Raw genomic sequence first — 20,963 nt, 5'->3', positions numbered from 1 at the left:
CTGCCTCAAGAAAAACGTCTGTTCGACATCGAGGGTGGCTTTAGGCGCCCGTTGTAATGCTTTGGTGACGGTTGATTGACGTGTTGTTGTCAGTATCGAGATCGGCGATCGGTGAGGTCGAAATAACACTCGTTCGGCGTGTTACGAGCGCTCGGACACCAGCAGGGCTGCGGCCTGTTTGAGTCGTGCGGGGGACGGCGCGCGACCGGTCGCCGCCGCGGCCAGGGCTTCGCCCTTGATCCACAGCGCAAACCGCGTGGCGGCGCGCCGCGTGAGGTCGAAGTGCGTGGGCCAAAGGTCGTCGCGGTTGACGTAGGTGCCGCCGCCCTCCGGTCCGCGCAGCATCATGGCCAGCTCGCGAAACCCCGGATTGCGCCGCGCTTCGAGGCAGATGCCGGCGATCAGCCTGGCGTAGTTCACATAGAAGCCGCGGCCGCCGGGCCCGTCGGGTTGCAGTGTGAGCAACATCAGTTCGGTCCAGCGCGCGTCGTCCGGGCGGGCGTCGCCGGACGGGCGCCGATGGTCGAGATAGCGCGGCATGCCGCGGAACACGGCGTGCCAGAGGGCGTCGGTGACGAACGCCCGCATGTCGGACCAGTGATAGGCGATCGTCGAGGTGGAGGTGCCGACGGCCCCGCTGACCGACCGGTTGGTGACTGCAGAGACGCCCTCCGCGAGGATCTGATCGGCGGCCGCCTCCAGCAGTTTCAGCTTCATCGAGCCGGGTTCGAGCAGGTCTCCGGGCGCGCCGGGGATCACGAACCGATCCACGTACCGATCGGTGGCCGGCGTCGGATCGTCGAGGCGGCCGAACATGTGGTCGATCAGTCCGCCAAGGCCCTCGGCCGCGATCATCTCGTACTCGGCGCGCTCGGCCAGGGCTCCGGCGTAGAACTCCTCGACGATCAGATAGGTCGCGAGGACGTCGCCATAGGCCTCGAGCCTGGGCGTGTGGGCGAGGATGTGCGTCCAGGTCGCCCGCCGCATCGTTTCCCAGCGGACCAGCAACGACGCCGCAAAGTCATAGGATGTGCTGGCGGCCAGCATTTCCTGCCGGACCCGCGCGAAGGCGGCGGAGGGTAGAGCCCGATCCCGCAGGTAGCGGCCGACAAGGGCGAACAGGGCGTCCCGGCCGAAGGCGACGTCGCCGGCCTCCGCCGCGAAATCGCGATGGTAGGCTTCGTCCAGATCGTAGGCCGCGTTGGCCATCGCCTCAACCACGCCCGCCTTGGCGCCGAAGAGGTTCACGATGACGGTCGTGCTCTTGCCCACCGCCTGGGCGAGGTCGCGCAGCGTCAGTCCGCGAAGGCCCGACTCGGCGACGAGGGTCATCGCGGCGTTGATGACGCGGGTCGCTTCGGCGGCGCGCGATGTGTCCGTCTCGGTCATGTCGGGTTTGCATGGCGGCCTCGCCGGCCGATGTCGAGGGGCGTCGCTCCCCAACCGGGCGGATCGAGGTCGCAACCGTCGGAAACCCCGGCGGTCAGCGCGACGCAATTGACATCCAAGAGGCTAGATGGTCTCAATATTGAGATTGGCCTCAAATTCAAAAATAAGGCGGGGAAGGGATGCGATCACAATGGCTGGCGAGCGCCGGCATCATGCTGGCGACGGTCACGGCGCACGGAGAGGCGAGAGCCCAGGAGGCGCCGACGCAGGCGGAGACGACGGTCGGCGAGATCGTGGTCACGGCGCGGAAGCGGGCCGAGAGCCTGCAGGACGCGCCGATCTCGATCACGGCGATGACCGCGGAGTCGATGGAGCGCGCGGGCGTGGAAAATGTCGCCGACTTGGCGCGGCGCACGCCCGGCCTCCAGTACGGCGAGTACGGCGACATGAAGCTGTCGCCGACCGCGCTTCGAGGCGTCGTCGGCGGGGCCGGATCGGCGGGGGCTGACCCGGCCGTGGGCTACTACGTCGACGAGGTGTTCGTCGGCCAGGGCGCCGGCGCCAACCTCGAGCTCTACGACATCGAACGGGTCGAGGTTCTGCGCGGGCCGCAGGGCACGCTCTACGGCCGCAACACCATCGGCGGCGTGGTCAGCATCACCACCAAGCGGCCGAGCGAAGCGCTCGAAGCTTCGGGCGAAGTCCAGATCGGCAACTATGACAGCCGTCGGATCGCCGGTTCGGTGTCCGGGGCCATCCTGCCGGGCGTCGTGTCCGGCAAGCTGGCGGTGATCAAGGAGTCGCGGAGCGGTTTCGAGGACAACGTCCTGCTGAAGCGCGACGTCAATGATCGCAACGGTTGGTCGGTGCGCGGCCAGCTGCTGTTCGACATCAACCCCGACACCAGCCTGCTGCTGACCGCCGATCATCAGGAGGCGGACAACCAGCCCCTGGTCTTCGAGACCTTGAAGTACAACGACAGCGCCAGCCTGCCCCGGCTGCTCGACGCCAGGGGCCTGCCGCGCAACGCCAACCCGTTCGACCGCAAGGTGCAGTCGGACGCGGTGACCCAGGAGACGCTCGAGGCCTCAGGCGTCGCGGCGACCTTCAGAACCCGCATCGGCGAGGTCGGGATCACCAACGTCGCCTCCTATCGCCGGCATGAGTACTACAGCCGCACCGACACCGACCGGTCGCCCCTGAAGATGCTGTACGACGGTGATCCGGAGAAGGTTTGGCGCTGGTCCGAGGAGCTGCGGGCGGACTTCACGACCGGTCCGATCGATTGGCTGGTCGGCCTCTACTACTTCCGCCAGAACAGCAACAATCAGAGCTTCGTCGAGATTGGCTCGGACCTCGCCGCCGATCTCGGCTCGCCGTCGCTGGCGGGCGTCCTGGCGGGGTCGAACGGCAAGCTCGACACCACCAGCCAGGCGGTGTTCGCGAGCGCGACCTGGAAGGCGACCGACCGCATCGAGATGACGCTGGGCGGCCGCTACACCAAGGACAAGAAGTCGATCGCCTATGTCCAGAAGGATCCGATCGGCCTCCTGGGCGGCGACGCCGATGTTCGCGCCGGCGATTCCTGGGCCGAGTTCACGCCGAACGCCAACATCCGTTACCGGTTCACGCCCGACATCATCGCCTACGCGACGGTCAGCAAGGGCTTCAAGAGCGGGGGCTTCAACGACTCCCTCGGCGACGCCGACGGCATCAGCTTCGACCCGGAAACGCTCTGGAACTACGAGGCCGGCCTGAAGACCAGCCTGTTCGACCGGCGCGTCGTGCTGAACGCGGCCGTCTATTACATGAAGTGGGACAACATCCAGATCTCTGAGGACGACCCGCACACGCCGGCGTTCGATCCGATCATCCTCAACGGCGGAGCGGCGCACAGCCAGGGGATCGAGGTCGAGCTGACCGCGCGGCCGATCCCGGCGCTGGAGCTGGCGGCGAACCTGTCCCTGCAGAAGGCCGAGTACGACGACGGCTTCCTGCCGACCGGCGAGCCGCTGCGCAACCTGCCGTTCGCGCCCGACTACACGGGCATGCTGTCGGCGGACTACCGCATTCCGGTCGAGGGGCTTGGCGAGATATCGCTCTACGGCGAGTACCAGGCGCGGGGCCGCACCTACCTGACCAACAACAACGACCCCGACGGTCGGATCAGCCCCTACGGTCTGCTCAACCTGCGGGCCAGCCTGGAGTCGGAGAGCGGTCGCTGGCGAGTGACCCTCTGGGGCAAGAACCTCACCGACGAGACGCGGATCCAGCGCCTCTTCGACCTGTCGGATCAGGATCTGGTCGGGCAGAAATTCATTGTCCTCGGCGAGCCGCGGACCTTCGGCATCGAACTCAAGGTGACCTACTGATGCGTGCCCGACTGTTTCAGATCCTGATGGTCTCGGCCTGCCTGGCCGCTTTCGCGCCGGCCGCCGCCGTCTCCGCCGAGACCGCCGCGCCGGCCGCCAAGCCGGAAGGGTGGAGCGACAAGTCCTACTACCTGCCGATGCGGGACGGCGTGCGGCTGGCCGTCAGCCTCTACTTCCCGCCGGCCTTGAAGGCCGCGCCGAACGGCGGCGGGAAGTTTCCGGTCCTGCTCGACCAGACCCGCTACGGCCGGGCCAGCGGCTACGGCTGGTACAAGCCCTGGATGAAGCAGGGCTACGTGGTCGCCATCGTCGATACGCGCGGAACCACCTCGTCCTTCGGGACCCGGATCGTCGACATCGGTCCGGAGGAGGTGCGCGACATGGAGGACATCATCGCCCACCTGGCGGCCCAGTCCTGGTCGAACGGCAAGGTGATCACGACGGGCGGCTCGTACAACGGCGACACCTCGGACTGGGCGACCAGCCGGCCGGCGCCCGCCCTGGTCGGGGCGGTGCCGCTGCAGGTCGACTTCGACGCCTATCGCAACCTCTTCTTTCCCGGCGGCGTGGCCAACGACTGGTTCCGCAACGGCTGGGCCGAGAACGCGCGCGAGATCGACCTAGGCCGTGACGGGGAGGGACAGAACCTCGACTGCCAGAAGCGGATCGAGGACTGCGCCAAACTGTTCCCGACGCTGCAGCCGGTGGACGGCGACGAGGACTTCACCCTGCTCCGCCAGGCCCTGGCAGGTCGGGGCGAGCACTGGGGGCCGGAGTCCTATGCCGGCGATCTGGGCTTCCGGGACGACAAGGGGTTGAACGGCTACACGATCTTCGGGTCGTCGCCCGCGAACGCGCTGGCCGGCATCCGCGCCCAGAAGAAGCCCGTGCAGTACTGGGGATCCTGGGTCGACGCCGGCACGGCCGATGCGGCGCTGGCCCGGTTCCGCTCGGCGCCGGACGTGCCGGCCGAGCTCTGGATCACCGGCAACAACCACTCCCAGCGGGTCAGCGGCGATCCCTTCGCGCCTGATCGCAAGACGCCGCTGCCGACCGCCGCGCAGCAGATTCAGATCCGCGACGAGTTCAAGCGGCGCATCATGGACGGCGGCAAGGTCGACCGGACGATCAACTACTACGTGATGGGCGCCGACGTGTTCCGGCGGACGGCCGTCTGGCCGCCGGAAGGGGTGAAGCCCGTACGCCTGTCCCTGGCCCAGGGGCATCGTCTGGTCGCGGGCGGCGGCGGACGGCGCGGCAGCGACCGCTACGAGATCGACTATAGCGCCACCACCGGCGACAAGACCCGCTGGTCGACCCAGGGCGGCGCCCCGCCGGCCTATCCGGATCGTCGCGAGGCCGATCGCAAGCTCGTCGTCTATGACGGTCCGGTTATGACCCGGGACATGGAGGTCGCGGGCTATCCCGTGGCGACGCTCTACATGGCCGCCAGCCATGGCGACCCGGCCGTCTTCGCCTATCTGGAGGACGTGGCGCCCGACGGCCGCGTGACCTACGTCACCGAAGGGCAACTGCGCCTGGTGAGCCGCAAGATCGCCGACCCGAGGACCCTGCCCTACGATCACGGACCGGCTCCGCACAGCTTCAACCGCGCCGACGCCCTGCCGGTGAAGCCGGGCGAGGTGATGGAGGTGAAGTTCGCTCTGTTGCCGACGGCCGCCCTGATCCGGAAGGGGCATCGGCTGCGTCTGGCCATCGCCGGGCACGACGCCGACACCTTCCGCCGCTACCCGCTGGAGGGGCCGGCCAGCTTCGACATCCACTACGGCGGCAGGACGCCCAGCGTCTTCGAGGTGCCGATGCGACCTTGGCGTCCCTAACGGCGCCGGGGCCTCCCTTCTCGTCCTGAGGGGAGGCCCTTCTTTTTCTCAGCGTCGGGCGGCGACGCGCGCGCGAACCGCCGGGTCCTGAGCGGCCTCCAGGCAGCAGCGAGCCTCGAAGTCCAGGGCCAGCTCCAGCCGGTCCCGCAGGTCGTCGGCCAGCGCCTGCTTCAGGCGGCGTCGGGAGGCTGGGGGCAGGGCCAGCAGACGTCGGGCCAGGGCCTCCGCCTCCCCGGCGAGGCGGTCGGCGGGAACGTTCGCGTGCGCCAGGCCGTGATCGACCATCTGCTGGGCGGACAGGCGCGCGCCGAGCCAAAGCACGCGGTTGGCGACAGCCGAACCCGCCCGTTGCGGCAGCAGCAGGCTGGCCCCGCCCGTGGGAAACAGTCCATGAGACGCTTCCGGACAGAACAGGGTCGCGTCGTCGGCCACGATGCTGAAGTCCGCGTTCAGGACCCAGGCCGCGGCGCCGCCGACGATCCAGCCCTGCGCGGCGCAGATCACAGGCTTGCCGCCGAACATCATCGTCCGAGTGGCGTCCTGCAGGTGGCCGATGAAGGCTTCCGCCCCGCGTGCGTCGACCTGGCCGGCGGCCAGCTCCTCCAGGTCGTCCCCGGCGCAGAAAGCGCGACCCGCGCCCGCCAGGATGATCGCCTCGACGGAGCGGGTCGCCGCCGCACGGGCCAGGGCGGCGGCCAGACCGGCGGCCAGATCCGCGTTGATGGCGTTCAGCCGATCGGGCCGGTTGAGGGTGACGCGGGCGACGCCGGCGTCTTCGGCATAGAGAACCGCACGCATGCCTAGACCTCCTGCGCGGCGCGGCGCTTGAGCGCGACCTTGTCGATCTTGCCGATCGGCAGAAGGGGCAGGTTCGGCTCGATGACGAACCGCTTCGGGATCTTGTAGTTGGCCAGGCGACCCCGGCAGTGCGCTTCGAGCTCGGCGGCGTCCAGCGCGCCGTCCGGCTGGACAAAGGCGACGCCGACCTCTTGCCAAACGGGGTCCGGGGCGGCGACCACGGCGGCCTGGGCGACGGCCGGGTGGGCCTCGATCGCCGCCTCGACCTCGCGCGGATAGACGTTGTAGCCGCCGGATTTGTACATCTCCTTCAGCCGTCCGACGATGCGGTAGCGGCCATCCGGTCGACGCTCGGCCAGATCGCCGGTCCGGAAGAACCCGTCCGCCGAGAACGCGGCGGCCGTCGCGTCGGGACGATTCCAGTAGCCGAGGAGATTCAGCGGCGACCGGATCTGGACCTCGCCGGCCTCGCCGTCGGGAACCGCCTCGTCCTCGCTGTCGGCCAGCCGGATCTCGACGCCCGGGAAGGCCTCGCCGACCGTCTGGCTGAGGACGTCCAGATCGCTGGTGGGCTCGACGATGGTGATCCCCATCGCCTCGGTCATGCTGTAGTTGGTGGCCATCCGCGGCTGGACCCGTTGAAGGCGCTCGATCAGCTCGACGGGCATCGCCGCGCCTTCCCACAGGATCATCTGGACCGCCGACAGGTCGTAGCGGTCGAAGTCGGGCAGGGCGAGCTGCAGCTGGAAGACGCTGGGCACCGAGCCCCACAGCGTGACCTTCTCGCGCTCCATCAGCGCCAGGCAGCCCGCGGGATCGAACTGCTCCATGAAGATCATCGTCCCGCCGGCCAGAAGGCAGGGCAGGCTGACGTCGATCACGCAGCCGACGTGATTGATCGGGAAATAGTTCACCGTGCGATACGGCTCGAGCGGCCACAGCCGGTTCTGTTCCAGGCTGAAGCGGGCGATGGCGTCGTGCGCCAGCAGGGCGCCCTTGGGCGACCCCGTGGAGCCGGAGGTGTAGACGATCAGGCAGGGATCGCGCTCGCCGCAGGCCGCCCGCGCGGCGGTCAGGGTCATGTCGGCGACGGCCGTTCCGGCGGCCAGGAAGTCGGCCATGGCCGCCGTTCCCGCGCCGACGGGGTCGCCGTCGAACGCCACGATGGCGCGCAGGCCTGGCGTGGCCGCCCGCAGCGCGGCGAGGTCGGCGTCGTAGTCCCGGCCGTCGATCCGGGTGCGCGTGATCAGCACCTTGGGCCGGGCGTCGACCACAACCTGGGTCATCTCGCCGCGCTGGTAGCGCGGGTTGAGGCCGACCCAGATGGCGCCGATCGAGGCCGTGGCGAGGAAGGCGATCAGGTAGTCGGGGTGCGGCGTCTGAAGCGTCGCCACGCGGTCGCCCTTGCCGACGCCGGCCGCGAGCAGGGCGCGCGCCAGCGCTTCCACGGCTTCGTGCAACTGGCGAAAGCTGATGCGCCGGTCGTCGACGACCAAGGCTTCGGCGTCCGGTCGGCGCTCGGCCAGCCAGGCCGTGTAGTCGCTGATCCGGGGCAGGAGGGGCGGCGGGGTCATGCGGCGGCTTTCGGCTGCAGGGGGGCGGCGCCTCGGGCGGCCGCGAACAGGAAGGGCAGGGAGGCGAGCGCCAGGACGCCCGGCGCGACGGCGGCCAGCTTGGCCAGGCCGTCGATCCGCCCATGGACGAGGTTCAGGGCCAGGCCGACCAGGGCGGGGCCGAGGGCGAGGCCGAGTTTCTCGGTCGCCGTCCAGACGCCGGTGAAGACGCCTTCGTCGCCGCTGTCATGGGCTTCGGCGTGGATGAGGTCCGCGACCAGGGTGTAGGGCAGCACCTGCATGCCGGCGAAGGGCAGGCCGGCGAACGCGAACAGCGGCAGGGCGGCGGCCCAGGCCAGATGCGTGTGGGCGGCCCAGCCCAGGCCGCCGGCGCTGAGGGCGAAGGCGACGACGGCCATGCCGAGCGCGCGCGTTTCGCCGATCCGCCGACCGATCCAGGACCAGACGGGCACGGCCAGGGTCGTGGCGCCGAGCATGGCCAGCATGGCCAGTCCGATGTCGCCCTCGCTGCGGCCGAACGCCTTGATGACCAGGTAGGGAATGGCGGCCGAGACCGCCCCGACCGCGCAGAGCTGGATGACGTAGGCCAGGGCCAGACGACGGAACCGCTGGTGGCGGAAGGCGCGACCGAGCTGGCTCCACAGCGAGGGTTGCGGGCCGGTCGGCCGGGGAAGGGCGATGTCGCGATGACGCAGCATCAGCACCGGGCCGGTCATCGCCAGCGCGCAGACCGCGGCGATCGTCAGGGACATGACGGCGTAGCCTGCCCGGCCGCCACCGGCCGCCTCCACAACCAGCGGGGCGACCCCGGCGCCGGCCATCACGCCGATCATGGCCACGGCCATTCGCCAGGAGACCAGACGGCTGCGCTCGGCGGCGTCCTGGCCGATCTCCGCCGGAATCGCCACATAGGGCACGGCGAAGAGCGAATAGAGCGTGGCGAGCGCGAAATAGCTGGCCGCGGTCCAGGCCAGCAGCCCGACGGCCCCGATCGACGGGGGCGTGAACACGGCCACGAAGGCGACGGCCACACCCACGGCCCCGGCGATCAGGAAGGGACGCCGCCGACCGAGCGGCCCGGCGGTGCGGTCCGACCAGGCCCCCACGAACGGATCCCAGACGATCGCCCAGACCTTGGGCAGGAAGACCAGCGCGGCGGCCCAGCCAGGCGCGATCCGCAACACCTCGGTGCAGAAGTAGAGCAGCAGCACCGTCGGGACGGTCGAGAAGACGCCGGTGCCGAAGGACCCCGCCGCGTAGGCGAGCACTTCGGGGCGACGCAGGCGGGGGAAGGCGGTCATCGGCGGCTCAGGCCGGAACCCAGATCGACAGCCACTCGGCGACCAGGGCGGGGCGCTCGGCGCCTTCGATCTCGATGGTGGCCTCGAAGGTGCTCAACAGCCGGCCCTTCTCGTCCTCGCCCTGGCGCAGCTTCACGAAGCGGCCGCGGATGCGCGAGCCGACCGGCACCGGGGCGACCAGCCGCAGACGGTCGAAGCCGTAGTTCAGGTAATGGCCGGCGCTCTCCTTACGCGGCGCCGTGCCCATCGCCGAATGCATCATGGGGGTCAGCAGCGAGATGGTCAGGAAGCCGAAGGCGATCGTGCCGCCGAACGGCCCGGCCGCCGCCCACTCCGGGTCGATGTGCATCGGATCGGGATCGAGGGTGACGGCGCCGAACCCGTCGATCATCGCCTGGTCGACGAGAATCCAGTCCGAACATCCGACCTCCTGGCCGGGGGGAACATCGATGAAGGCGGTGGGGGCGGACTGGGACATGCGATCTCTCGTTTATCGATATTTATGAGATTGACCTCAATTTTGGAAATTCGTCAACGCGTCGATATGCTGGATGGCGGAAACGGGAATCGCATGACGCTTTCATTCATCGACCATCTGGAGATCCGGCTCCGGGAAGACCCGCCCAAGCAGAAGGGCCAGCGCACGCGCGAGCGGCTCAAGATCGCGACGGCCAAGGTCCTGGAGCAGAAGGGCTATCACGCCATGCGGGTGACCGATGTCACCGAGACGGCGCAGGTCGCGGAGGGGTCGTTCTACGTCTACTTCAAGGACAAGACCGAAGCGGCGCTGACGGTGCTGACCAGCCTGCTCGAGGATTTCTTCCCGATCCACATCGACCCGCCGCGAGAGCGGTCCGCCTTCGAATCCATCCGGTTCGCCAATCGTCGCTGGCTGGCTCTCTGCCGGGCCAACCCTGGCCTGGTGCGGTGCATCCTGCAGCTAGGGGACCAGGCGCCGGAATTCGCCCGCCTCGCCCAGCAGACCAACAGCGCCTGGTACCGGCGGGTGACGGCCAGCGTGCTGCGCCATCGCGAGGGACTGAGCGATGGGCCTGTGATGCTGATGGTGCAATTGCTCGGCGCGATGATGGACGAGGTCGTCCGTAAGCTGATCGTCTATCCGGATCCGGATTTCGTCCAGCTGACCGACCGACTGGGGGCCGGCGACGACGTCGTCGCCGACGCCGCCAGCGTGATCTGGCTGCGCGTCCTCTATCCGGACGCGGCGATGCCGGACCTGCCGGCCGATGTGAAGGCGCTCAGCGGTTGGGTGTTCGGCGGCTCCCCGCTCGAAGGCTCGGCCGGACGCGAACCGATCTCGCTCTAGCGAGCGCGGGGCGGGCCGAACCTGGCCTATCCGACCTGAGGGCGGGCCTGTGGCGACGCGCTGCTTCCGGTCCATGGCCAGAGGCAGCGCCTGCGGGGAAGAGCGCGTCGCGGATTGACCAGGCGTCGAGCCTCAGGCCCCCCGACGGCGACAGGTCCAGACCTGCCAGGCGCCGCCCCACGGCGTGTTGACCACGGCCTCGTCCACGATGTCGGTGCTGGCCTTGATCGCACGCCAGGTGCGCAGCGGCTTCAGACCCAGCCACTGGGTGACGCCGAACAGGCCGCCGGGCGCCAGGTTGCGCGCATAGTGCGCGAACAGCTCGTCCGGATCGCCGAGGTACTCGATGCATTCGGGGAAGACGATGGCGTCGAACTGCTCGTCCGTGACAAAGGCCCTGCCGTCGCCGACGACGAAATCGACCTTTCCGGGGCTCAGGTCCCCGGCCAGCCGGGCGTTGGCCATATCGATGCTCTGCGGAGAGAAGTCGGCGCCCAGGTAGCGAGCGGGCGAGAACGGCCGGACAGCGTCATAGAAGGCGCCTTCGCCGCAGCCAATCTCGAGAATTCTCGGTCGGGCGCAGTGTTCGGTGACCAGGCCCGCGAGAAGCCGGTGGTGGTGACGCTGCTCCGAACGCAGCAGACGCTGGTAGACCCCTTCCTTGTAGGCCTTGTCCCAGGTCTCGGCGTCCGGGGCGGCGGGGTTCTCATTTCGCCGGCGCATGAACATCTCGCCCACCCAGGGGTGGTCGAGGGAGGTCAGCTCGAGAAAACGACGCCAGCGCAGGTAGGCCATGGTTGCTCCAAGGGGTTTTGCCGAAACAGGTTCGTGGTGGAAGTGAGCGCGGTCCGAAGACGCAAGGACGTCAGGAAGAGTGTGGCTGGCCGCCGAAGGGAGGGATAGAGGGCGGCTCGGCCTCGGCGATCAAGCTCTTCAGCGAGCGCCAGCTTATGGCGGGATGCGTGCGGAAACGGCCGAGGAACCAGTCGAGGCAGGCCCAGGCGGGTTCGTCGTGGTCCAGGTGATGCGTGAGCAGGCCGATCGGGGCGTTCCAGTCGCCTCGCCGTCGGCGATCCGCCAGGGCGGCGCGAAAGGCCTTGAGCAACCGGCCGTACCCGCGGAAGCGGGCGCCCCCGCGCCAGCGGAGCAGGTCGACGTGAGCGTCGATGCGTCGTGGACCGCCCTCAGCGGGGGCGGCGCCCGGCCAGGCGGACCAGCCTGTGAAGCCGCTGACGGACAGGGCGGCGGGCAACTGCGGGTGCACGTCGTTCCACGGCGGCACGAAGATCGGCGCGGTCTGGGGCGGCAGGGCGGCGCGGCTGCGCGTCAGCTCTGCCACCAGCCGGTCGAGCGGCCAGTCATGCGGCAGCTCGCCCGCAGCCGGGCCGGAGCGGCGGTTCAGATGGTCGATCCCATGCTGGACCAGGTCGACCGGCGCCCGATCGAGGCAGGCCGGAAGCTCGACGTTCGCCGGATCCGGGATGGCGGCCAGGGTGAGCGGGGCGTGGTGTCGCTCCGCGATCTCCAGCAGGCGGCCAAGTCGGGGCGTCGAACCGCGCGCATCGTCGTCGCGCCACCAGAACCGGGCCTGGCGATCGGCCATGCGCCAGCGCGCGAGCTCCTGATGCAGGCGCAGGAGCTCGATCCTCGCCCCGATCATGGAGGCGGGCGGCGACAAGGTCAGCGGGCGCGCAGCCCGACGACGTCAGGCAGGTCCCGCGCCGGCGCCGCGGCGGCTCGGGCGCGGTCCTGGAGAATCTCCTTGGCGCGCAGGTGGGAGAGCACGGGATAGAGGCCGGCCATCAGGGCGATCAGGAAGCCGAGATCGCCTTCCGTGCGCCCCTTGCGATTGACGTAGCACTTGTAGAAGCGACGGAAGCCTCGGAACACGTTGTCCCACAGCTTTCCAGGCTTGCCGGAGTCGGCCAGGTCCTGGGCGCGAAGCGCCGTGTACCGGTTCAGGCGATCGATCATGTCGCCGATGTCGTCGTCGACCTTGTGCTTGATCGCGCCGCGCAGCGAGCCGGCCAGCCGGCCATCGAAGGTGACGCCGGGATGCACGCGCTGCGGCTTCCAATGCTTGGTCTGGCGGCGATAGAGGCGAGCGACGCTGGAGGTGCCGAAAGAGCCCCCCCAGCCGTTCCGCACCAGCGTGGCGCCGACGTAGTTGTCGATCGGAATCTGGAAGTAGTCGCCGTTCGGCGCGGATTCGATCGTCCTGCGGATCTCGTCGGCGAGCGATGTGTCGATCAGTTCATCGGCGTCGACCTCGATGACCCAATCTCCGCCGCAGGCCTCGACCCCGGCGATCTTCCTCTGGCTTTCCAACGGAAAGACGCCGTCGATGACCTTGGCGCCGGCGTGGCGCGCGATCTCCTGGGTGCGGTCGGTGCAGCGGTCGGCTACGACCACCACTTCGTCGCAGAAGGCGAGCGCCCGAAGGCATTCGGCCAGCCGCGCCTCTTCGTTATGCGCGCATACCAGGCCGGACAGACGCATGTGACCCCCTTCGCAATCGGCGGGCGCGAAGGGCGCCCGCACGAATACGACGCCGCCGCAGTACGCCTCCCCCCCGTCGCGGGCTCAGAAGTCGGCGGAGAGGCGCAGGCCGAAGGTCCGCGGACGCTGTGGCGTGGTTTGGCGGACCTGGCCGAAGCTGAACGGGTTGCCATAGGCGAAGGTGTCGCCCGACGCGTCGGTGATGTTGGAGACGAAGGCGCCGAACCGCCACCGGCCGGCCGACAGATCCGCGCCGATCCGATCGCGGATGTAGGCGTTCGAGCTCGGCGCGAAGCGGGGATCGAACGAGATGCGCGACGAGCCGACGTAGCTGGCCTCGCCCACCAGCTGCAGCTCCAAACCATCGCCGAGCTGCCGACGGTAGGTGATCAGGACGCCTCCGGTGATCTCAGGCACGCCGGGCAGTCCGCGACCCAAGGACGACGTGAAGCCGCGATTGGCGCGGGTCAGTTCGGAATCCGAGAAGGTGACGTTGGCGCGCATCGACAGACCGGAATCCCAGTCGTGCGCCCCTTCGAGCTCCAGGCCCGTGACCCGCGCGTCTCCGGCGTTGGCGGTGAGCGCGAGGCCCGAGCCCAGGAAGCCGTCGGTCTGAATGTCGGTCCACAGGTCGTGAAAGATCGCCCCCGTCAGGCGCAGGCGGCCGTCGGCGAGCCGCAGCTTGGCTCCGATTTCGAAGTTCTGCAGATGGTCCGCATCGAACTTGACGTAGGACAGCGGCGTCCTGAGACCGCTCGAGTTGGCGCCGGCCGCGCGGTAGCCCTCGGAGAACAGGGCGTAGATCATGCCGCCGGAGGGGAACTCGTACTGAACCGAGACCTTCGGCGAGACGCCCGAGGTGCGGGACTTGGCGCTGAACGGCCGTTGCTGGCTGATCTGCGGCGCATCGATCAAGGCTTCCGTGTCGATCGACGTCTCGAAGGCGCGAGCGCCGGCCGCCACGCTCCAGCCGTTGGACAGGCGGTAGGACATCTCGCCGTAGATCGCCAGCTCCCGCATCGTGTCGCGTCGATCTTCGACATAGACCGGAACCACGACGGAGCGACTGCGAAGGTGCAGCTCGGAAGGCGAGCGTTCGCGCGAGCGTGAGCCGTAGATCCCCAGCAGCCAGGACAGTCCTGTCGGGTTCGAGACGCTGAACGAGGTGTCCTGAACCGCTAGGTCGACGCGGGCCCTTTCGCGGTAGACGCCGAGGTCGAACTCGTCGGCGGGGTCGAGAATGGCCGACGCGTCGTACTGACTGGCGTAGTCGTGGCGGATGAAGCCGGTCGAGGATCTGAAGCGCACGCCCTTGAACTCGCCGTGCAACGACAGGGCCGTCTGGAAGAAGTCGTTGCGATGGGTCTCCTGCACGCGATTGGCGCGCTTCCCCGGGCTGAGGATCTGGGTCGTGTACTTGGTGTCGTTGGTGTCGAGCTGCTGGCCGGTCGTCGAGAGGTCCAGGTGGAAAGTGTCGGACAACTCGACCCGCATGGAGACGCGCCCGCCGGAGCGCGTGGTGCGATCGACGTTGGAGCGACGCATGTTGACGTCGTCGAGATAGCCGCCGAGCCGCTCGTGGTAGGCGACGACCCGCATCGCGAGACGATCCGGAACGACGGGCACGTTGAACCAGCCTTCGACGGCGCCGCTGGGAGCTCCGCCCTTCGTGACGGAGCCGAATACGGCGAGAGAACCGCCTTCGTTCTCCAGGTCCGGCTTGTTGGTGACGATGCGATAGACGCCGCTGATCGCGCCGGCGCCGTAGAGCGAGCCCTGCGGTCCCCGCAGAACTTCGATCTGTTTGACGTCGACGAAGCGCAGGTCCGGATGCGGCGCGCTGTAGTTGATCGGCAGGTCGTCCAGGAAGGTGGCGACGGTCGAACGGGCGCGACCGGTGAACGCTCCATCGGAAAGGCCGCGGATCAGCAGCTTGTCTCGGCCAGGGCCGAGATTGGTCATGTGCAGGCCGGTGAGCTGTCCGGTCGTGCCGGTCACGTCGACCGCCCCCATGGCGGCGATGCCCCGCCCGGCCAGGATGCTGGCTGCAGCCGACAGTTCGCCCAGCGTGACTTCGCGCTTGGCGCTGTGCACGACCAGTTCCTCTATCTCGAAGGTCGGCGAAGGCGCTGGCGGCGGCGGTTCCGGCGGCGGCGCCTTACGGCGACCGGGCGGTGCGACGGCGAAGATCTGCGGCGCCTGCCGCGCCGATAGCGCGACCGTGTGCGCATCGACGATCCGATAGGAGCAGGGCGCGCCGGCAAGCAGGTGCTGGAGGGCCTCGTCCAGGGTGTAGCGGCCTCGCAGGCCGCGCCTGTCCCCGCGGCGGCAGGCGTCGGTGCCGAGAATGGAAATGTCGGCCTGGACCGCCAAGTCTATCAAGGCTTCCGGCAGAGGTTTGGGGTCGATGTCGTAGGCCGTCCGCTTGGGGGCGGCCAACGCCGGTCCCGCGACGGCCAACAGAAGGGCGCCGCTGAAGAGGGTCAGTATCAATCGCCCGGACTGGACCACGGCCCCATCAGCATTATGGGGCGCGTTGTAGCAGCACTCCCGAGGACTCTTCTTTTGCCTCGATAGGCGTGAGGAGCGCAAGCCGGCGGATGACCGCCTGCTGATCGTCGAGCACCAGCACGCCGGAGACCCGCACGGCCGCGAGGCGTGGATCGGCGACGCGCATCGGCCTGGCGAACTGGGCGTTCAGGTCCTCGACCACCTCGCCGAGAGTGGCGTTGCGATAGATCAGCCGCCCCGCACGCCATCCAAAGGCCGCCTGGGCCGCGTCGCTGGTGATCCGGGCGTCGGTCGCGCCCTCGGCGTGGTCGAGGCGCTGGCCTGGGCGCAGGCGATAATGCTGGCGAAGGCCGCCGCCGTCCGGGCCGACCTCGACCTCGCCGCGAGCGACCGCCACGGCGACGCGGCCGCCGCGGCGTCGCACATTGAACTGGGTGCCGACGACACGCACGGCGCTGTCGCCGGTGTCGACCAGGAACGGACGGTTGGCGTCGTGGGCGACGTCGAACGACGCTTCGCCGACTTCCAGCTCGATCCGCCGCATCTTGCCGGTCATGCGGGCGCTGAGGCGGGTCGCGCCGTTGAGTTCGAGGCTGGAGCCGTCCGCCAGCTGGATGCGCTGACGCTCGCCCGGGGCGGTGGCGTAGGTCTGGACGCCGGCCGGAAGCACGACGATCGCCGCGGAGGCCGCGATCGCCGCCGCGGCGAGCCCGCCGCCCCAGAACAGGCGTCGCCGCGAGACGATCGGATTGCGAGTGCGCTGGGCCGACAAGGCGAGCCGCAACGCCATGCGGTTCGCGTCGATCTCATGCGACGCCGCCACGACAGCATCGTAGGCGCGGCCGTTCTCAGGCGAGGCGGCCAGCCACGCGTCGAACGCCAGCGCGTCTTCCTCGCTGAGCGCGTCAGATTGTAAGCGGACGAGCCAGTCCCCGGCCTCGTCCAGCCTGTCGTCCATGCCCGTCATGTCCCGTCCCTTGACGTGCCGCGGAGAGACCCCGCTATCCCTGATGACGTCGCCGCGAGCCCGCACCCCCCGCTCGTCGGCGTGTTATCCTCGAACCTTTTCATGGGAAGCCCCGGCTGAGCGCCTTGAGGGCCGCGCTGATATGCTTCTCCACTCGCTTGACCGACAGGCCCATGACCCGTGCGGTCTCGGCGTGACTTAGGCCGTCGAGCTTGTGCAGCCTGAAGGCGCGGCCCATCTGGGGCGGCAGCGCTTCCACCGCCTGGACCAGCTGGCGCAGGCGTTCGCGCGAGGCGGCGGCCTCGTCCGGCGGCGGCAGGTCGGCGACGTCTTCGCCATGGATCTGGGCGTGGTTGACCTGGCGCCAGCCCGCGTCGCGCGCGCCTGCCCGGGCGGCGCTGCGGCTGCGGTCGAGCATCAGGTTGGTCGCGATCCGGTAGAGAAGGGCGAGTGGATTCTGAACGTCGCCGACCTCGGTCTCCGCGAGCTTCAGGTAGAGTTCCTGGGCGAGATCCTCGGCCGCCTGGCGCGAGCCCGCCCGCGCGGCGAAGAAGCGGACCAGGCTCTCTCGCCGAGCAAGATAGGTCTCGATGAGCAGGGAGGGGCGCGACTCGATCGGGGTCATGACGGCCCCGGACGTGGTCGGCCCGTCCAGACCTGCCAAGCCCCGCCCCACGGCGCGCTGACCAGAGCCTCATCGCGCAGATGGAGCTTGGGCTTGAGCGCGCCCCAGAGCCGCAGCGGGTGCGGCGCTAGCCATTGGGTCACGCCGAAGACGCCGTCGGGAGCGAGCAGAGGGCCGAAGCGCGCCAGGACCTCGTCGATCGGGCCGAGGTACTCGATGCTGTCGGCGAAGACGATGGCGTCGAAGCCGCCCTCCAGGCCAAGCTCGGCGCCGTCGCCCGCTTCGAAATGGGCGAGGCCGCGTTCGATGTCGGCGGCGAAGGTCTCCTGAGCCCGCGCGATGGCCGCGGGCGCGATGTCGACGCCCCGATAGGCGGCGGGACCATGACTGCGGAGCGCCGCGTAGAAGGCGCCCTGGCCGCAGCCGATCTCCAGCACGCGCGCGCCGGGCCGGCGTTCGGCGATCATGGCCGCGAGCAGGCGCAGGTGGTCGCGTCGTCCCTCGTCCATCAGGGCGTCATAGGTCCCCGTCCGGTGGAGCGTCTCCCAGTGCTCGGCGGGCGCGCGTCTCTCGCTTCGTCCCCCCCGGTCGCCCAGCAGCCATTGCAAGCCGGGGCGGTCCAGGACGGCCAACTCGAGGATGCGACGAAGACGAAGGTAGGCCATGAGGATTCCGCTGGGCGTCTGCATGATTTGCGCTGTTTGCCCAGAAACGCCAAGAGCGGCGTGGACCGGTCGCCCGCTCGTCGTGCTAAGGACCCGCGACAAACGAGGTTTGGACGATGTCGCTTTGGCTCGACCATCGATGCGGCGTGGGGCTGGCGGCCCTGGCGCTGGCCGTCGCGGTCGCCGACCCGGCCGCGGCCTTCGCGGCGCGTCGATTCCAGATTCCGGCCCAGCCGCTCGACCAGGCGCTGGCCGCTTTCTCCGCCGCGACCGGTTTGCCGATGCTCTACGACAGCGCCCTGGCGGCCGACCGGCGGTCGGCGGCGGTTTCGGGCGAGATGCAGCCGCGGGAGGCGCTGGTCCTGCTGTTGGCCGGAACCGGACTGAGCGCACGATTCACCCAGGGCGGAGCCGTCGTCATCTACGCCGGCTCCGGATCGGCGGTGGCGCTGAATCCGATCACGGCCACGGCGGCGCCGGTCATCGGTCGGTCGGGAGAGGACCCGGCCGCTCGCGCCTATGCAGAAAGCGTCCAGCGCCAGATCGTCGAGCGGCTGCGGTCCGACCCGGCGTTGTCGAGCGGCGACTATGTCGTCAGCGCCCGCTTCTGGGTGGACGACGTTGGCGCGGCGCGGCGGGTCGAGGTCATCACCGGATCCGGCGATCAGACGCGCGATCGGGCCTTCCTCGCCGCCGCGAGCGCCATGCTGTTTCCGGTCCCTCCGCCAAACCTGCCCCAGCCGATGCGGATGGAGTTCCGCGTCCGCCACCGCCCCTGACCGTCACGGTTCTGTCGTGGAGGCGAACTAGGGAGGCCCAGGTTTCTGGGACTCAGGGCGGGCCGGGCTTCCGATGTCGCGTAACGGGCTTCTCGCCATGGCGGCCTCGACGCTCCTGCATGGAGGCGCCGCGGCGATCTTCCTGGCCACCGCGACGGCGCCGCACGGCCGGCCGGTCGCCCCGACCGCTCCCAACGCCGTCACGGTCGATCTGATCTCCGCCGCGCCGGCGACCGGCGCCGCGAGCCAAGAGGCGGCGACGGTGTCGGAAGCCGCCGGCGGTCCGTCCGATGCAGCCGATACGCGTCCTTCCGGCGTGGCCGGTTCGCCCGACGTCGCGAGCGCGGCCTCGCCCGGCCGGTCGGAGCCGATCCAGGCCGCCGCGCCGGATCCCGGCGCCGTTTCGGACTACTATCGGCGTCTGGAAACGCATCTGGCCCGCTTCCACCGCTATCCGGAGACCGGCCTGTCGCCGCAGCCGAGCGGCATGGTGCGGGTGGCGCTGATCGTGCGCCGCGACGGCCATGTCATGGACGCCTGGATCGAGACCAGCTCCGGCGTGGTGATGCTGGATGAAGCGGCGCTGCAGACCCTTCGCCGGGCCGAGCCGCTGCCGGTGCTGCCGGCCAGCCTGCCCGGGGCGATCGACCTGATCGTGCCGCTGAAGTACGCCACGGTCACGCGGAGCGCCGGTTGAACGGCGCACCTATCCGATGGTGAGCGACGCCGCAGCGCGTCTTCGCGGGCACCTCGTCGAAAAGTACGAGACGCTGCTCGCGGGCGTCAGCGCGCGCCTCGGCTCGCGTGAGCAGGCGCGCGACGCCCTGCAGGACGCCTACGTCAAACTGTCCACGACGGGTCCCGAGCAGGAGGTTCGGCACCCGACGGCCTACCTTTACCGCATGGCCCTGAACATCGCGGCGAACGCGCGGCGGAAGGACAAACGGCTGCTGACCTTCGACGAGGTCTCGGCCCTGCTGGAGGTTCCCGACGAGACGCCGGACCCGGCCTCCATCGCCGAGGCGCGCTCGGATCTGACCCTGGTGAAGGAGGCGATGTCGCGGATGTCGCCCCGGCGCCTGGCGATCTGTACGGCGGCTTGGCTGGACGGGCTGTCGACCGCCGAGATCGCCGATCGCCACGGCGTGGCGCAGCGGACCGTGCAACACGAGTTGAAGCTCGCCGCCGAGGACCTGCAGCGGATTCTGAACCAACCCAGGGTCGTTCCGTTGCGCCGATCCGCCGGTGGCGTGTCATGACTCATGATGGCGGCCTGGACAGCAATGAAACCCGGCGGGAGGGAGCGGTGAGCGACGACGTCGCCCGGCAGGCCCAGACCTGGGTAAGCCTCCTCCTGTCCGGAGAGGCGACGACGGCCGACGCCCGGTCGCTGACCGCCTGGCGCGGCGCGGACCCATGCCATGAGGCGGCCTTCGCCAGGGCGGCGCGGGTGCACGGCCTGGCCCGGACGGCCGCCGCCGAACTCCGGACCCGGCGGCCGGATGGGCGCTCGGCGTCGACGAGGACCGGCCCGAGCCGCCGGCTGATCATCGGCGGGGCGATCGCCGCCGCCTCGGCCGGGGTCGTCGTCCTGGCGGGGCGCGGCGGACGCGTCGGTCTGATCCCGCCGGCCGCCGACTATGAAACCGCCAAGGGCGAGACCAAGGCGCTGCAACTGGCGGATGGCGTATCGGTCGAGCTCAACACCCTGACCCGGATCGCGCTGCGTCCAGACGCCGGCGGGGCCGCCTTCGAGTTGCTGAGCGGCGAGGCGATGGTCTGGGCGCGGGGCTCGGGGCGTCCGCCGGCGACAGTCTTCGCCCAGGGCGGCGAGACCGTTCTGGGGCAAGGGCGGCTGGCGCTGCGCTGCCTTGATGGCGAGGTTCGGGTGTCCTGCCTGGAAGGCTCGGCCCAGGTCCGCGCCGCCGGGGGCGCCGTCGCCCTGCCGCCGCGCCACAGCCTGACCTACGACCAACGCCGCGTCATGCCGGCAGTCCCGATTGATCCGGAGGCGGAAGGGGCCTGGCGACGGGGCCTGCTCCTCTTCCGCAACGAGCGGCTGGGCGACGTGATCGAGGAGATCAATCGCTATCGTGAGGGGCGTATCGTGATCGCCAGCGCCGGCCTGCGCGACCGCCGGGTCAACGGCGCGTTCCAGACCGATCAGATCGATCAGATCGTCGACCAGCTTCGCCTGGCCTACGGGGTCAGCGCCACCCGCCTGCCGGGCGGCGTCGTGGTGATCGCGTAACGGCGTTGTTCCGACGACGGAAGGTGTCGCGAAAACTTCACGCGATTTCTTTGCGCCTGTCGGA

19 protein-coding genes are annotated in these 20,963 nt (G+C 69.6%); 7 read left to right on the top strand and 12 right to left on the bottom strand.

Annotated elements, in window-relative coordinates:
- Positions 1-141: 141 nt before the first annotated feature.
- Complete coding sequence (locus CSW64_RS20440) at positions 142-1,389, bottom strand: TetR family transcriptional regulator (RefSeq protein WP_099623836.1); 1,248 nt, start codon at positions 1,387-1,389, stop codon at positions 142-144.
- 179 nt (positions 1,390-1,568) lie between these two features.
- Here CSW64_RS20440 and CSW64_RS20435 point away from each other — a divergent pair, with 179 nt between their 5' ends.
- The gene (locus tag CSW64_RS20435; RefSeq protein WP_099623835.1) at positions 1,569-3,761 is read left to right on the top strand and encodes a TonB-dependent receptor; all 2,193 of its coding nucleotides are present in this window, start codon (positions 1,569-1,571) and stop codon (positions 3,759-3,761) included.
- Complete coding sequence (locus CSW64_RS20430; protein ID WP_099623834.1) at positions 3,761-5,602, top strand: CocE/NonD family hydrolase; 1,842 nt, start codon at positions 3,761-3,763, stop codon at positions 5,600-5,602. The genes CSW64_RS20435 and CSW64_RS20430 overlap by 1 nt, the downstream gene beginning before the upstream one ends.
- Before the next feature lie 48 nt (positions 5,603-5,650).
- Here the strand turns inward: CSW64_RS20430 and CSW64_RS20425 are convergent, their stop codons facing one another.
- From CSW64_RS20425 to CSW64_RS20410, 4 genes are read right to left on the bottom strand one after another with little or no spacing between them, the layout of a single operon-like run.
- A complete protein-coding gene (locus CSW64_RS20425; RefSeq protein ID WP_099623833.1) occupies positions 5,651-6,400 on the bottom strand; it encodes an enoyl-CoA hydratase/isomerase family protein in 750 nt (249 codons plus the stop codon).
- A gap of 2 nt (positions 6,401-6,402) precedes the next feature.
- Positions 6,403-7,974: a class I adenylate-forming enzyme family protein gene (locus CSW64_RS20420; protein WP_099623832.1), complete on the bottom strand. Its 1,572-nt coding sequence runs from the start codon at positions 7,972-7,974 to the stop codon at positions 6,403-6,405.
- Complete coding sequence (locus CSW64_RS20415) at positions 7,971-9,275, bottom strand: MFS transporter (protein WP_099623831.1); 1,305 nt, start codon at positions 9,273-9,275, stop codon at positions 7,971-7,973. Before CSW64_RS20415 ends, CSW64_RS20420 begins: the two co-directional genes overlap by 4 nt.
- A gap of 7 nt (positions 9,276-9,282) precedes the next feature.
- Positions 9,283-9,753 (bottom strand): MaoC family dehydratase, encoded by a 471-nt coding sequence (locus CSW64_RS20410; RefSeq protein WP_099623830.1) that lies wholly within the window; start codon positions 9,751-9,753, stop codon positions 9,283-9,285.
- A 93-nt stretch (positions 9,754-9,846) separates the two neighbouring features.
- On the opposite strand from CSW64_RS20410, the gene CSW64_RS20405 reads away from it, so the two are divergent.
- Positions 9,847-10,602, top strand: coding sequence for a TetR/AcrR family transcriptional regulator (locus CSW64_RS20405; protein WP_172448639.1), 756 nt, complete (start codon positions 9,847-9,849; stop codon positions 10,600-10,602).
- 132 nt (positions 10,603-10,734) lie between these two features.
- Here the strand turns inward: CSW64_RS20405 and CSW64_RS20400 are convergent, their stop codons facing one another.
- The 7 genes from CSW64_RS20400 to CSW64_RS20370 form a co-directional block, all read right to left on the bottom strand.
- A complete protein-coding gene (locus CSW64_RS20400; RefSeq protein ID WP_099623828.1) occupies positions 10,735-11,397 on the bottom strand; it encodes a class I SAM-dependent methyltransferase in 663 nt (220 codons plus the stop codon).
- Positions 11,398-11,467: 70 nt separating this feature from the next.
- Positions 11,468-12,205, bottom strand: a complete 738-nt coding sequence (locus tag CSW64_RS20395) for a polysaccharide deacetylase family protein (RefSeq protein ID WP_150131458.1) — start codon at positions 12,203-12,205, stop codon at positions 11,468-11,470.
- Positions 12,206-12,282: 77 nt separating this feature from the next.
- Positions 12,283-13,101, bottom strand: coding sequence for a glycosyltransferase family 2 protein (locus CSW64_RS20390; RefSeq protein WP_099623826.1), 819 nt, complete (start codon positions 13,099-13,101; stop codon positions 12,283-12,285).
- Between the two features lie 84 nt (positions 13,102-13,185).
- A complete protein-coding gene (locus CSW64_RS20385; RefSeq protein WP_099623825.1) occupies positions 13,186-15,594 on the bottom strand; it encodes a TonB-dependent receptor in 2,409 nt (802 codons plus the stop codon).
- A 31-nt stretch (positions 15,595-15,625) separates the two neighbouring features.
- The gene (locus tag CSW64_RS20380) at positions 15,626-16,570 is read right to left on the bottom strand and encodes a FecR family protein (protein ID WP_245863780.1); all 945 of its coding nucleotides are present in this window, start codon (positions 16,568-16,570) and stop codon (positions 15,626-15,628) included.
- Positions 16,571-16,679: 109 nt separating this feature from the next.
- The gene (locus tag CSW64_RS20375) at positions 16,680-17,204 is read right to left on the bottom strand and encodes an RNA polymerase sigma factor (RefSeq protein ID WP_099623823.1); all 525 of its coding nucleotides are present in this window, start codon (positions 17,202-17,204) and stop codon (positions 16,680-16,682) included.
- On the bottom strand, positions 17,201-17,869 hold the full coding sequence (locus tag CSW64_RS20370) for an SAM-dependent methyltransferase (RefSeq protein ID WP_172448638.1): 669 nt from the start codon (positions 17,867-17,869) through the stop codon (positions 17,201-17,203). Before CSW64_RS20370 ends, CSW64_RS20375 begins: the two co-directional genes overlap by 4 nt.
- Before the next feature lie 116 nt (positions 17,870-17,985).
- Between CSW64_RS20370 and CSW64_RS20365 the strand changes: the two genes are divergently transcribed.
- The 4 genes from CSW64_RS20365 (at position 17,986) to CSW64_RS20350 (ending at position 20,899) form a co-directional block, all read left to right on the top strand.
- A complete protein-coding gene (locus CSW64_RS20365; protein ID WP_099623821.1) occupies positions 17,986-18,648 on the top strand; it encodes an STN domain-containing protein in 663 nt (220 codons plus the stop codon).
- 97 nt (positions 18,649-18,745) lie between these two features.
- Positions 18,746-19,345, top strand: a complete 600-nt coding sequence (locus CSW64_RS20360) for a TonB family protein (RefSeq protein WP_216361211.1) — start codon at positions 18,746-18,748, stop codon at positions 19,343-19,345.
- A 16-nt stretch (positions 19,346-19,361) separates the two neighbouring features.
- A complete protein-coding gene (locus CSW64_RS20355) occupies positions 19,362-19,907 on the top strand; it encodes an RNA polymerase sigma factor (protein WP_099623819.1) in 546 nt (181 codons plus the stop codon).
- Between the two features lie 47 nt (positions 19,908-19,954).
- Positions 19,955-20,899, top strand: a complete 945-nt coding sequence (locus CSW64_RS20350; RefSeq protein ID WP_172448637.1) for a FecR family protein — start codon at positions 19,955-19,957, stop codon at positions 20,897-20,899.
- The last annotated feature ends 64 nt before the right edge of the window (positions 20,900-20,963 follow it).

It is taken from the genome of Caulobacter mirabilis (assembly GCF_002749615.1).
Taxonomy (GTDB): domain Bacteria; phylum Pseudomonadota; class Alphaproteobacteria; order Caulobacterales; family Caulobacteraceae; genus Caulobacter; species Caulobacter mirabilis.
This window is presented reverse-complemented; position numbering and strand designations above follow the sequence as displayed.